Origin of the sequence: Marinagarivorans cellulosilyticus, assembly GCF_021655555.1 — a bacterium.
Lineage (GTDB): Bacteria > Pseudomonadota > Gammaproteobacteria > Pseudomonadales > Cellvibrionaceae > Marinagarivorans > Marinagarivorans cellulosilyticus.
Window position 1 is genome coordinate 4,386,078 of the sequence record NZ_AP023086.1, and the last position, 13,069, is coordinate 4,399,146.

General features: G+C 48.2%; 10 protein-coding genes and 2 tRNA genes. 4 read left to right on the forward strand and 8 right to left on the reverse strand.

All coding sequences use genetic code 11. From position 1 onward, the window contains the following. The first annotated feature begins 132 nt into the window (after positions 1-132). From MARGE09_RS17945 to MARGE09_RS17960, 4 genes are all read left to right on the forward strand, one after another. Positions 133-426: a hypothetical protein gene (locus tag MARGE09_RS17945; RefSeq protein WP_236984327.1), complete on the forward strand. Its 294-nt coding sequence runs from the start codon at positions 133-135 to the stop codon at positions 424-426. A 294-nt stretch (positions 427-720) separates the two neighbouring features. Then, complete coding sequence (locus MARGE09_RS17950) at positions 721-2,385, forward strand: nitrite/sulfite reductase (RefSeq protein ID WP_236984329.1); 1,665 nt, start codon at positions 721-723, stop codon at positions 2,383-2,385. Further along, the gene (locus MARGE09_RS17955) at positions 2,369-2,857 is read left to right on the forward strand and encodes a DUF934 domain-containing protein (RefSeq protein ID WP_236984331.1); all 489 of its coding nucleotides are present in this window, start codon (positions 2,369-2,371) and stop codon (positions 2,855-2,857) included. Before MARGE09_RS17950 ends, MARGE09_RS17955 begins: the two co-directional genes overlap by 17 nt. 88 nt (positions 2,858-2,945) lie before the next feature. Further along, the gene (locus tag MARGE09_RS17960; RefSeq protein ID WP_236984332.1) at positions 2,946-4,112 is read left to right on the forward strand and encodes a cation:proton antiporter; all 1,167 of its coding nucleotides are present in this window, start codon (positions 2,946-2,948) and stop codon (positions 4,110-4,112) included. A gap of 416 nt (positions 4,113-4,528) precedes the next feature. Here MARGE09_RS17960 and MARGE09_RS17965 read toward each other — a convergent pair. The 8 genes from MARGE09_RS17965 to MARGE09_RS18000 all read right to left on the reverse strand — a co-directional run bounded on the left by MARGE09_RS17965 (position 4,529) and on the right by MARGE09_RS18000 (position 12,902). Further along, positions 4,529-4,605 (reverse strand) — tRNA-Asp (locus MARGE09_RS17965). Between the two features lie 87 nt (positions 4,606-4,692). Next, a tRNA-Val gene (locus tag MARGE09_RS17970) sits at positions 4,693-4,768 on the reverse strand. 116 nt (positions 4,769-4,884) lie between these two features. Beyond that, positions 4,885-5,568, reverse strand: coding sequence for a sensor histidine kinase (locus tag MARGE09_RS17975; RefSeq protein WP_236984334.1), 684 nt, complete (start codon positions 5,566-5,568; stop codon positions 4,885-4,887). Between the two features lie 70 nt (positions 5,569-5,638). Continuing rightward, the gene (locus MARGE09_RS17980) at positions 5,639-7,249 is read right to left on the reverse strand and encodes a response regulator (protein WP_236984336.1); all 1,611 of its coding nucleotides are present in this window, start codon (positions 7,247-7,249) and stop codon (positions 5,639-5,641) included. A 106-nt stretch (positions 7,250-7,355) separates the two neighbouring features. Further along, positions 7,356-10,004 (reverse strand): helicase-related protein, encoded by a 2,649-nt coding sequence (locus tag MARGE09_RS17985; protein ID WP_236984338.1) that lies wholly within the window; start codon positions 10,002-10,004, stop codon positions 7,356-7,358. Positions 10,005-10,222: 218 nt separating this feature from the next. Beyond that, positions 10,223-10,744 (reverse strand): universal stress protein, encoded by a 522-nt coding sequence (locus MARGE09_RS17990; RefSeq protein ID WP_236984340.1) that lies wholly within the window; start codon positions 10,742-10,744, stop codon positions 10,223-10,225. 304 nt (positions 10,745-11,048) lie between these two features. Next, positions 11,049-11,912: a CheR family methyltransferase gene (locus MARGE09_RS17995; protein WP_236984342.1), complete on the reverse strand. Its 864-nt coding sequence runs from the start codon at positions 11,910-11,912 to the stop codon at positions 11,049-11,051. A 42-nt stretch (positions 11,913-11,954) separates the two neighbouring features. After that, positions 11,955-12,902: a chemotaxis protein CheV gene (locus MARGE09_RS18000; RefSeq protein WP_236984344.1), complete on the reverse strand. Its 948-nt coding sequence runs from the start codon at positions 12,900-12,902 to the stop codon at positions 11,955-11,957. Positions 12,903-13,069: the final 167 nt, after the last annotated feature.

Sequence of the window (13,069 nt, forward strand, 5' to 3'; positions counted from 1 at the left end):
CTTAATAGTCAAAAAGACTAAAAAAAGTTAAAAAAAGACAAGTTCAGGCAAAGATGTTTCTTTTATACACACTTTAGAGTTGCTAGAATGCGCGGCAAGTAACAGCGTGTTTAACTACCCTTGGGTATCCTCATGAAAAAGATTCTCCCTTCTCTTTATTTCGCCTTATGTGCTGCCCCCTTAGCAATGACCGCCAATGCAGGCAACAGCGATACAGCCGATCAAAGCATGGAGCTTGCTGAGGCTTTTGACGTGATTCAAGAATACCGCGAGCTGCGTGAATCTTGCGCAATTGGCACCTACGAGCAACGCCGCCGCTGCGTTGGCGAGCTTAGCGAAGCGAATACTCTGTATCGCGAAGCCAAAGATGTCATCGCCAAACAAAAACTATCTACCAGCGACAGCACGCTTGCCAGCTACAACTAGTTAAAAACTCCAATTGAGGCGCCGCGTTTTACACCAATGCGCCAATCAAAGATCACATACGTCACTCGCGGCATTAGCGCTTTTGCTGTATGCTGCGCGTCCGCTTACGCGCTGGGTTGCAAAGGCCTTTTAGCGAGCGACACCTTTTGAGCTTAAAGTTCTGCTTTTGCTCAAAAAGTCACTTTGCCTCTAAAGACCAGTCAACCAACTGCAATGCGCTTGTGGCTACCCCAAGCGCTACCTGCAGCGCCAAGCCACTCCCATCGATAGACTCGGAAAAGGTAACCAAACCCCATGTACGTTTACGACGAACATGATCGACAGCTGATCTTAGAGCGCGTGGCGCAATTTCGCCGCCAAACCGAGCGCTACTTAGAGGGCACTCTTGCCCCAGAACAATTTTTACCACTGCGCCTACAAAACGGCCTCTATGTTCAGCGCCTAGCGCCAATGCTGCGCATTGCTGTGCCTTACGGGCTACTTAACAGCAAGCAGCTGCGCAAACTGGCACACATTAGCCGCCATTACGACAAAGGCTACGTGCACGTTACAACGCGCCAAAACATCCAGCTCAACTGGCCCCTACTCGAAGAGGTGCCAGACATCCTTGAAGAGCTAGCCTCTGTTGAAATGCACGCAGTGCAAACGAGCGGCAACTGTATTCGCAATGTAACCTCCGACCATTTCGCAGGCATTGCTACCGACGAGCTTATCGACCCGCGTCCTTACTGCGAAATTATTCGCCAGTGGTCTACCTTCCACCCCGAATACGCCTTCCTGCCCAGGAAGTTCAAAATTGCCGTTTCGGGCACAGAAGAAGATCGCGCCGCAATCCGCTTTCACGACATCGGCCTGCAGCTCGTTAAAAACAGCGAAGGCGAAATTGGCTTTACCGTCCTTGTTGGCGGTGGCCTTGGGCGAACACCCGTTATCGGCAAAGTTATTCGCGAATTCCTACCCGAGCACGACGTACTAACCTACCTCGAAGCCATTTTGCGGGTATACAACCTCAATGGCCGCCGCGACAACAAATACAAAGCGCGCATTAAGATTTTAGTTAACGCAATGGGCGTCGAGGCCTTTACGCAAGCCGTCGAAAGCACTTGGGAAAAACTACAAGATAGCCCAACACGCCTTACCGACAAAGAGATTAAGCGCGCCAAGAGTTTTTTCACCGAGCCCGACTACGCCCAACTAGACGACCTTAGCGAAACTGCCGAGATCAACGCTCTACGCAGCGAGAACGCCGCCTTTGGACATTGGCTTAGCCACAATGTACACAGCCATCGCGTGGCAGGCTACCGCGCCGTCACGTTATCGCTAAAGCCAACCGGCATTGCGCCCGGTGACATCACCGACTCGCAACTAGAAGCCATTGCCGACTTTGCCGACGAATACTCTCTTGGCGAAATCCGCGCAACACACCTTCAAAACATGGTGCTTGGCGACGTTAGAGCTAACAAGCTTTTCGAGTTGTGGCAAAAACTGTGCGAAAACGGCTTCGCCACACCCAACGTGGGCACCCTAACCGACATGATTTGCTGCCCAGGCGGTGACTTTTGCTCGCTAGCAAACGCTAAGTCCATCCCCGTTGCCGAAGCACTGCAACGCGAATTTGACGACCTCGATTACCTTTACGACTTAGGGCCACTAGACCTTAACATTTCAGGCTGCATGAATGCCTGCGGCCACCACCATATTGGCCACATCGGCATTTTGGGTGTCGACAAGAAAGGTGAAGAGTTCTACCAAGTCCAGCTTGGCGGCAACTCTAAAAACGATGCCGCGCTTGGCAAAGTACTGGGCCCAGCCTTCTCCCGAGCCGAAGTCACCAACGCCGTAAAGACGATACTCAACACCTACGTCGATAAGCGCGAAAACGAAGAGACCTTCCTTGAAACCTACAACCGCCTAGGTTTAGCCCCCTTTAAGGAGCGCGTATATGCCAAAGCTAATTAAAAATAATGCCGCCCAAGATAACAGCTGGGTAACAATTGCAGACCAAGAAGGTTTGGCCAAAGCAGATCTCGCCAACGGGAAATACCTTGTGCCGCTGGAATTGTGGCAACAAAACACCGAGCTGCACAACGCCAATATCGGCGTATGGCTAAACGGCGACACCAACCCAAGCCTGCTTACCCAACAGCTAAAAAGCGCACCAGCTATCGCCATTGAGTTCTCGGCATTTGCTGATGGACGCGGTTTTTCCCTAGCGCGCATCCTGCGAGAAGACTGCGATTTTAGCGGCGAACTTCAAGCTACAGGTGAATACATGCAAGACCAACTGTATTACCTTAAGCGCTGCGGCTTTGACGCTTTCGCCGTTCCCGACGACGCAAATATTGACTCCATGCTCGCTAGCTTGCAAGATTTCACAAACAACTACCAAGCTTCGCACGACGAACCTCGGCCGCTTTTTAGGCGCCGATAACAGCCGTACCGTCGCACATATAGGAAAGGGGCTAAATAAGCCCCTTTTTTTGATCTAAAATTAGCTAACACCACAAGAATAGAGCGATATGACCGGGCACCTCTTTGATGCATTCTTTTTGATCTTCACCGGCTCCGCCATTGTTGCCTCGGTTGCACTATATTCACGCCAACCTTTACTGGTGGCCTATGTTGCCATTGGCATGTTATTTGGCCCCTTCGGCTTAAAAATCGTTCCAGACCTCAATATCGTGAGCGATATATCCCATATAGGTATCGTTTTTTTACTTTTCTTACTTGGGTTAGACATGCAGCCCAAGGCGCTTAAAAGCGTTTTTAAAGAAATATCCATAGTCGCCATCGCCAGCTCCACGCTTTTCGCGGGGCTTGGTTATTTGCTGGGACTCTCCTTTGGCTTTAACCAAACAGAATCTGTCGTGCTCGGCATGGCGCTCATATTTTCGAGCACCATCATAGGCATAAAGCTGCTACCCACCACCGTACTACACCACAAACACACCGGCGAGCTAATGGTTGGCCTACTGTTGTTTCAAGATTTTCTAGCCATCATATGCTTGCTCATCCTTGCCAGCGGGACGCCTGGCGAGCTAAACCTGCCAGAACTCGGCATGGCGTTTGCCGCCCTACCCGCACTTGGCGTCATTGCGTTTGCATTTGTTAAGTATGTACTTTTACACCTTATTTCACGCTTTGATCGCTTCCACGAATACATTTTTTTGCTGGCAATCGGCTGGTGCCTCGGCCTAGCCAAACTTGCCGAATTTATGCATTTATCTGCGGAAATCGGCGCCTTTATTGCGGGCATCACCCTTGCGACCAGCCCCATATCGCAATTTATTGCACTTAACCTTAAACCCTTGCGAGACTTCTTCCTGATACTGTTCTTTTTCGCACTTGGCGCACAACTCAACATTAGCCTGCTACCCACCCTATTTCTTCCGATCATTGCCGTTTCCGCCGTTGTACTTATCGTCAAGCCCGTTGTTTTTTACGGGCTACTGTGCAGAAAGAGCGAACGCAAGGGGTTGGCGTGGGATATAGGCTTTCGATTAGGGCAAATCAGTGAGTTTTCGCTACTTTTAACCCTTGTAGCCAGCACCAACGACATCATTAGCGAAAAGGTAACCGTCGTCATCCAAAGCGCTGCAATTGTGACTTTTTTGGTATCGAGCTATATCGTGATTTTTTGCTTCCCCAACCCTATCGCTGTCAGCGAAAAGTTAAGGCGCGACTAAAAAGCCAAACCAAGCAAAAACAGTAGAAGTTTGTTCTTTGTTACAGGAAGGGAACAAGAGAAAGGCAAATAAAAATGGCAGCCTAAGCTGCCATTTTATAGTTCGGAATAATCATCCACATATTCAAAATCATCATCACTCAAAACATCATCAGGAGCTTCCAACAACTCCTCCAAATAATCTTGCATAATCTCTCCTCCATATAGGTTTAGTTAGCAAGTGAGGTTAGTGTCTTAGATATATATTGCAGTGTGATGACAACACAAACACTACAAATACAAAACGACGAAGACATTCAAAAAGTCGCAAAGACATTAACATCACAACAAAACTGTAGCAGAGAATTCGAAAAAGGAAAACAACAAGACCTTGAACGTAAAAAGCCGCACAATTTCTTGTGCGGCTTTTTAGATAAGTGGCGGACTGGACGGGACTCGAACCCGCGACCCCCGGCGTGACAGGCCGGTATTCTAACCAACTGAACTACCAGTCCGCGGTAGACTACTCAGGACACTAACTTAACGTTAGCACCTAAAACTTTTTAGCTTAACCGGCGTTGATTATACCGATTAAAAAGTCTTGGTGGGTGGTACAGGGGTCGAACCTGTGACCTACGCCTTGTAAGGGCGCCGCTCTACCAACTGAGCTAACCACCCGAGGAGTGACGCGCATTTTACAGTTTGCGCATGGCATGTCAAACCTTTTTTGTAAAAAAACTGAAAACAACAAAATATGCATATAATTCAATCAATTAGGCTATTTTTTTAACCTTTCAATTGGGTATAAACAGTTCAAAAACGCCACCACCAAGAGGCTGTCCATTGCGTAGTGAAATGCGGCCCACGCCATGCTTAGATTGATGCATGGAGGCGATAATACTCGCAAAATACAACCCCAGCTGCGTACTGTCACCCTCGCCGGAGCGAAGTTGCTCGGGGTAGTCCAGCATACCCGCAGGAAAACCATCGCCATCATCTGCCACCGTCAAACAAAGAACGTTTTTATCGCATTTAGCAGCCAGTACGATTTTACTTTTTGTATAACGACAACCATTAACCAAAACATTCTGAATAACACTGCCGACTAAGTCAGCATCAAAATAGGCTTCCAAGTCAGCGTCGCAATCAAGAATGAGCTCTACATTACGACTATCAATTAGCGGGTGGTTTCGCGCAATCTGGTCTTCTAGCACATCCACGACAAAGTGCTGATCCACATGCATTGGCAAGCGTTTTTGCTGTAAGCGGTAAATCGACAACAACTGCACTAGTTCGTTATTAATGCGAGAAGCTTCGTAATGCAGGGTGTTCATCTGCTGCGATTGCTCGGTATTTTCAACAGGCATACTCTCAAGCACCTCCTGCAAAGAGGCTATCAGCATGCTTACGGAGTTTTTCATATCATGCACGCTAGACGCTAATACCGTTGAAAAGTCGATATCGTTCGGCTCTATCATAACCTCCTCCCATCTAGTGACTTTGCGACAAAAGCAGCTTGCCGAGTATTTGAAGCGCTCAGTTTAAAAACTAACCATTAAACATAGCGTTGAGTTTCTTATAGCGTGAATATTGCGAATGCTCGTCATCGACAGACTCGCCAATTGCCTTAAGCGCACTATCGACTGCCATTTTTATGCGCGCATCGTTGTCGCCACTTTTCATTTTGCCAATTAGCGCCTGAACAATATTCAACTGAATGCCGACATGCCGAGGGAATAAAACCTGTGCCCGCTCAAAACACGTAATGGCATCATCAAACAACGAACCATTGTATAGCTCGATACCTTCGCGGTTAATTTGCGCCACTAGTGCTCGGTTTGCCTCGCTCACCGGCTCATTCAATAGCTCATCAAGGCGCTCTAACGCCTCTTGGTCGTAGGTATAGTGCTGAATTAAGCTGTGCACCAGCTCATCGGCGCGCTCTGCATCGCCAATAGTTTGCAGCGCCTTTACGCGGGCAATGTCTGTTTCTATGTCTTGCGGTTGTTTAGCATAGCTTTGCTCGGCTTTTTCTACTGCTTGACGCCCTGCCAAGGAGTGCTTGGCCAAAAACTGCAGCCGGCCCTGTAAGAATTGCAGGCGCAATAGCTGATCGGGGCTTACGTCGTAGTGATTGGTAGCGTCAGACAGCATTTCCAACGCTTCCTGTGGAAGCTTTCTGTTGTTTTCAATAACTTGTTCTGGCGCCGATGCCGTAGCCATACCAAAGTGATAAGCATCATCCCACGAGCCATGGCAGCTTTCTCGCCCTAACCGAACACACTCGCGCAACGCTTTTAACGCCGTAGGATAATCGCCATTTTTTTCTGCTATGTTCGCGAGGTTTTTTTGCCGAAGAATCGACATTGGCGAGACCTGCACAGATTGCGCAATAGCATCTTGCAGCTTTGCCGTATCGTCACGTAAAAACCAATTGCTTGCCATACCATCGTAAGCCGGCAAATAAAGTGGATTCTCACTGGTTAGCTCGCAAAAAGCAGCACCAGCTTCTTCTAGCTGCCCCTTTGCCTGATGCACATACGCCAAGCCCAGGCGAGCCCAATCTAGCGGCTTTGTTTCAAGCACTTTTTGGTAGAGCTTTTCCGCTTTTGTCAGCTCGTCAAACTCAACAAACAACTCGCCCAAAAACTTTTGCGCAGGCAAGGCAACACGGCCACCACTTAACGCAATGCGCGTTAATATGGCCATTGCCTGCTCAGAATCCCCTTTATCTAAAGCGCGATACGCTGGGCGCATTGCCTCGCGCTGTTCGAGTAAGCGCCCTATTCGCCGCTCCAGCATTTGCGTATTTATAGGTTTTGCTAGGTAATCATCGGGGGTACAGTCGTAAGCAGCCATCACTGCCTGCTTAGAAACATCGGCGGAAATCAGAACAAATAAAGACTCTCGATCTATGAGCTTTTGATGACGCAGCGCCTCCAATACGCGCTGGCCGTTCTTGCCAACGCCGAGGTCGTAATCGCATAAAATAACATCGAATTTTTTGCTTTTGCAGATCTCGAGGGCTTCCATACCATTGCTGGCCGTCATGATACTCATAACGCCCAACGAATTTAGCATGCCATTAATTGTCGTACGGAAACTGCTAAAGTCGTCCACGACCAAAAACCGCAAATTTCCGTACGCAAAACCGCCCATTGAGCCCCCTATTTCTGTCACCTATTAAAGTGTAGTCAAGGTGAAAATAAATGTGGGGGCTATTTCATGCCTATATGTAGGGTTATCCGATTTTTTAAGCCTGCAACTAAAGCGCTTTGGGCTCGGTTGTGACGATTAAGCGAATAGCTGATAACTGCAAGTGAGTTTGGGCCGTTAACGCGTGCAGCAACTGGCGCTCTTTTTCAGCAAGGTTATGCACCTCGTCCATATCGATGGCTGGGTTCTTTTTGGCCAACTGCGTTAAGCGGTTTTTCTCTTGCGAGAAAAACGATGTGATTTTTGCACTGGCCGCCTCGATAAGGTTAACCTTGTGCACCTCAGAAAAGGCTTCAGCCTTGGCATACCAAGCGGGCATTTCGGCTTTTTTGCTTTGAATAATCTTGCGAGCCAACTTCTTATCGACATGAGTCAACGATTGCTGCAATTGGCTTTCTCCTAATACGGCCGCCAAGTCCTTATCGCTAATATCAAGTGTTAAGGTCCGCACAGAGTAACTCTCTAAAAACGGCAAACACTCGCTGGCATGCTCTGACTGCACAACAACATCAAAACAAGCCTCTAGCAGGCATTTACCCGCTGGCAACTGCTTACTGGGCAACAATGCCACGCACGCAGAGCCTAGCTCACTGTGATGCAGTAACTCCCACAAACCACTAATAAAAGGCGAGTCCCAAGTCATAAAGACAACATCTTCACGAACACACGCAATACTGCGCTCAAACGCTACCTCAAAACCCTCAGGGGGGATGCCCGGCAGTGAAGGCAGTAACATATTGTCCGCCGGAATTAGCGAATAAGTTCCATTACCGAGATCCTCGAAGTGGAAATTTAAAAGCTCGCTAGCCATTTCAACCAACGCTGCAGGCGTAGACTCTTCGAAGCCTGTTATGCGCTCAACCAATTCACCTGCTAACGGCTGGCGGCAACTGTTGCGCTCTAACAAGGCATCCCGGCCATCTCGAATTTTAGCTTCCAGCATGGCTACTTGTGTTTTAGCTTCTTGCTTAATAGCCTCAGTTAAATCTGAAAACTCACCGGGGAAGCACTGTTCATGCACGCTACCGGCGGCAGGGTTTTGGCGCCCAACGCAATCGAGCACTTCGTGGTACCAATGCCAGCGCAAGGCGTTCTCATCTGGCTCGCCGTTTTCATTGGTGCTAATAAGAGCGTGCACATTGACATCATTTGCCTGACCAATACGATCTAAGCGGCCAATGCGCTGCTCCAGCATGTCGGGGTTTTCAGGTAAATCGAGGCAGACTAAATGGCGACTAAACTGAAAGTTACGGCCTTCGCTACCAATTTCTGAACACAGTAAAACCTGAGCCCCCTTTTCAAAATCGGCAAAGTAAGCCGCGGCGCGATCTCGCTCGATTAAGTCCATATCTTCATGGAACAGCGCCGGATCAATGCCGTGTTTTTGCCACAAGTAATTTTCGCAGTCGATAACCTGCATTTTTTCGTGGCAAATAACTAGCACCTTTTCATCGGGGTTAGCTTTTAAGAATCGCGCTAGCCATTCGTAGCGATCCTTCCAGTCAGCGCTTTCTACTTCGTGCGCTTGAGGCGAACGGCCAGGAAACCCTTTTACCGAGGCGCGCACATTGCGGAACATCACCCGGCCTACACCGTGGCAATCAAGTACTTGATCGAGCAAGGCGTCGTCGCTTAACGACGCATCCAAGTCAAAGCGTGCAACTAGCTCGTCGCGGGTAGCCGGTAAGTCGCGAATAAGAGCATTTAGCTCTGCGTACCCCGATTCCTCCTGGGCAAGCGTTTCTAAGCTTGTGTACTTATCGGGGTCGAGCAACTGCAAACGCGCAAAATGGCTTTCAAAGCCTAGCTGCTCGGGCGTTGCAGTAACCAATACCATATGCAAGCACAAATCAGACAGCGCTTGCAGCACCTCAAAGCCTGGCGTATTTGGCTGAATGTGATGCGCCTCGTCGGCAATAACCACATCAAACTCGGCCGTTAACAGGCTTTCGGTTTCTTCTACCAATGCAGACTGCTTAAGGATATGAATTTGGCCTTGCTCAAAATCGTAGCCTGGGCCATCGTAAACCCCAGGCGTTAAACTAAAACGGCGGATTAACTCAACCAGCCACTGGACCTGCAAAGCGTCAGGCACAATAATCAGCGCACGCTTGGCTCGCTCAAGCTTAAGCAAGCGGCTTAAAATCATTCCCGCCTCTAAGGTTTTACCCAAGCCAACCTCATCAGCCAATAAAACGCGAACGCGATCCCGATCGCAAGCGGTATGTGCCACATAAAGCTGATGCGCAATTAAGCTTGCGCGCACGCCTAACAAGCCATTTAAGCGAGAGCCCCACACTTTCGCCATGGCGGCATCTAGCTCACGGCGAAAGTAGAACCACTTCGCCTTATCCAGCTGGCCGGTCATTAAACGCATAAACGGCTGGTTCAATTGAATTTCAGCACTCACCTGCGTTTCGGGTACCAAGCCTTCGGTCCCAACATCGTAGATCATCAAACCTTGATGATCTTTAACCTCTAAAACACGGCGCTTTTCGCCATCAGCTAAAGTGATTTCATCGTCTTGAGCAAAGACAATGCGCGTAAGAGGCGCCTGCCCTAAGGCATACATGCGCTCGCAATTTGCTAACGGGAAAAAAATCGACACGGAGCGAGCTTCAACCGATACCACAATCCCTAAACCTAGCTCTGGCTCAGAATCGACAACCCAACGCTGCCCCTGTACAAATTCAGACATAATTTTGCTTTACACCACCAACTGGTAAGCCACTAGCGCCCGATTAGCCACAAAGACTGCAGCAATACCGACACCGAGGCATTAAGAAAGGGGCGCAATTGTAAGTTTTAACGCCTAGAGGCACAACAGCCGAAAGGCTTAGCGCCAAACAGGCAGTAAAAAATCGGCAAATCGATAAGGAAAACACCCCAGTAACATGCCTGCACGCAGCAGCGCTATTAAGAGCTGGGGTTCAAAGCATAGCGCGCGGGCAGCGCAGAAACCGCACTAAGAGGAACCATAAACACGGGAATTTGAGCCAACTGCAGAACTTTGCTCGCAACAGACCCAAGCACAGGTGCCTCGCCGTCAGTATCGCTGCAATTGCCGATAACAATAATGTCCGAAGCATTTTCTTTGGCGTATTCAATAATGGTTTTTGCAGGCGCGCCCGTTTTCACGACGATATCACTTAAATAACGACTGAATTCCACACCAAATTCATCATCTAATAAACGCTCAAAAGCTTGCTCTCGAATGTTTTCTAGCAATCCATCGATATGCGCATTACTCAGGACTTCGTTTTTGGTTTGCTCAGAACAGCGGCTATTCACCACCGCAGCCGCCAAAGCATCAATGGGAGGCACTACGTGCAATACAACGATTTTGGCATTGAACTGCCTAGCTAACTGCTCCACATAAACTAGCGAATAAGCACTTAACACGCCTAAATCACTCGCATACAATATGGTTTTAATCATTATTGCCCCTACTGCCTCAGGCGGTTACGCCAAGGGCCTACCACTCAACATCTAAGCAAGAATCATTTCCCTTGCTCTTTTATTCAGCCTAGCAGTCGCCCAAATCATTGTTGCCTTTTCTTGGCTAAAACCGACGAGCAGCATATGGCTTCAAAGCATTAAACGAGCGATTTTGTCAGCCAGACAATATATCAATAAGTCACTGTATTAACGGTAGGAATATGTGACAAAAGGGAGGCAATACTAGGCGAAGGAAAAGCCAAACGGCTGCAATAAACTAAGAGGGCCCTTTACGAAAAGAGCACTAAGATTTCTTTTTGAATGCGATACCGGGCTTGCAATTAATCACTTCAAATAAATCTTCTGCGCCACTAATACTTTCTGAGGCCCCCAAAAATAGAATGGCATTGGGCGCTAAAACGCCGTGAATATTTCGAAGAATGCGCCTTTTTAACTCGGCATTAAAATAAATCAAAACGTTACGGCAAAACACAATGTGATATTTTTCAAAACCGTACGAATCACTCTGCAGATTAAGCGGTTTAAATTCTACACACTGACGCACGTTGGCATTGATTTGCCAGCGGCCATCCGGTGTAGAAGAAAAAAACGTTTGCAGGCGTTCTTGACTCAAACCCCGGGCAATCGACAACCTGTCGTATAACCCAGCCTTGGCACTTGCCAATATTTCGCTCGAGATATCTGTCGCAACTATGCGGCTATTAAGCGGCAAGCGACCTAAACGCTGCCGATTGAATTCATTTAACGTCATACTCAAGGAATAAGGCTCTTGCCCAGACGAGCACGCTGCACACCAAACGCGAATGTTTTGCACGCCGGCGTCGACCAACGCAGGAAACAGTGTGTTTTTCGCATATTCGAAGGGGTAATTGTCGCGAAACCACAGCGTTTCGTTGGTTGTCATCGCATCGACAACCTCCTGCCTTAACGCACGCTGGCTAGGGTTGCGCAGTAGCTCTAAGAGCTTGGTTACCGAACTAATATGCTCTTGCGCCAAAATACGACGAACCCGCGTGGCAACGAGGTATTCTTTGCCCGCCCCTAGATCAATGCCGCACGCTTGTTGTAAAAACAGGCGAAACTCCTGATACTCAACATCAGTAAAGCAAATACCCTTAGGGGTTGGCGGCGGCGTGCGAGCAGTCACATGATTACCTATAACTGTAAAGTGTACTGCAAGACAATTAGACTACGCTTCATCAATCCCTTTCCCTGTCATTTCCTTCACCCTCGAGTTAACACGTTTAGCCAGTTCGTCAGGGTGGAACTTGGCCAAAAAGTCGTTTGCCCCTACTTTTTTAACCATCGCCTCGTTAAACACACCACTTAACGATGTATGCAAAATAATATGCATGTTACTCAACTGCGGGTTAGCTCTTACTTCCGCGGTAAAGGTATAGCCGTCCATTTCTGGCATTTCGATATCGGAGATAATCATCAACAATTCATGCGCTGGGTCTTTACCCTCACCGATTAACCCCTCTAAATAGTCCAGTGCTTCGCGCCCATCTTTGCGCACAGTCGTGGTCATTCCTAACGACTGCACAACCTTTTGTATTTGCTTACGGGCAATCGTCGAATCATCCACGATAAGCACGTGTTTATTGACTAACGTATCGCCTTTAGAATCTTCGATAACCTCTGGGCTCACATCTTCAGGCAGGGGCGATACTTCAGCTAATATCTTCTCTACATCGATGATTTCGACCAATTTATTATCAACTTGCGTCACCGCTGTTAAGTAATTGTCTCTGCCGGCGCCTTTGGGTGGCGGGTGAATCGCGCCCCAATTCATATTAACAATACGCTCCACAGACTTTACCAAAAAGCCCTGAGTAGACCCGTTATATTCAGTAATAATTACAAAGCACTGAGAAATATTATCTAGTGGCATGCTGCCAGTCGCTTGGCGCATATCCATAATAGGAATAGTGCCCCCACGAATGTGCGCAACACCGCGCACAACAGGATGACGTTTAGGGATTTCGTTAAGGTACGGGCATTGCAGTACCTCTTTAACCTTAAAAACATTAATTCCATATTGTTGAGAGCCGCCCAAGCTAAACAACAATAACTCGAGTCGATTCTGCCCTACCAGTTGTGTGCGCTGGTTGACACTATCTAAAACGCCAGCCATAAAAATCTCCGTTCAGAGCGAAATTCACAATTCGCGCCCAAAGCTTGCAACCAATCAAACAGGCATATCCAAAGAATGGCGCCCATACATACTCTAACTCTAGTCGGTGATTTCTTGTTTTGGCGAACTAAATACCGCAAAAGTTCAAACGGTAGATTTTCCGGCAC

Bases quoted from the DNA above. Each gene is read 5' to 3' on its own strand.
- MARGE09_RS17975 (WP_236984334.1), bottom strand. From the start codon at position 5,568: ATGATAGAGCCGAACGATATCGACTTTTCAACGGTATTAGCGTCTAGC.
- MARGE09_RS17955 (WP_236984331.1), top strand. From the start codon at position 2,369: ATGCCAAAGCTAATTAAAAATAATGCCGCCCAAGATAACAGCTGGGTA.
- MARGE09_RS18000 (WP_236984344.1), bottom strand. From the start codon at position 12,902: ATGGCTGGCGTTTTAGATAGTGTCAACCAGCGCACACAACTGGTAGGG.
- MARGE09_RS17950 (WP_236984329.1), top strand. From the start codon at position 721: ATGTACGTTTACGACGAACATGATCGACAGCTGATCTTAGAGCGCGTG.
- MARGE09_RS17985 (WP_236984338.1), bottom strand. From the start codon at position 10,004: ATGTCTGAATTTGTACAGGGGCAGCGTTGGGTTGTCGATTCTGAGCCA.
- MARGE09_RS17990 (WP_236984340.1), bottom strand. From the start codon at position 10,744: ATGATTAAAACCATATTGTATGCGAGTGATTTAGGCGTGTTAAGTGCT.
- MARGE09_RS17945 (WP_236984327.1), top strand. From the start codon at position 133: ATGAAAAAGATTCTCCCTTCTCTTTATTTCGCCTTATGTGCTGCCCCC.
- MARGE09_RS17960 (WP_236984332.1), top strand. From the start codon at position 2,946: ATGACCGGGCACCTCTTTGATGCATTCTTTTTGATCTTCACCGGCTCC.
- MARGE09_RS17980 (WP_236984336.1), bottom strand. From the start codon at position 7,249: ATGGGCGGTTTTGCGTACGGAAATTTGCGGTTTTTGGTCGTGGACGAC.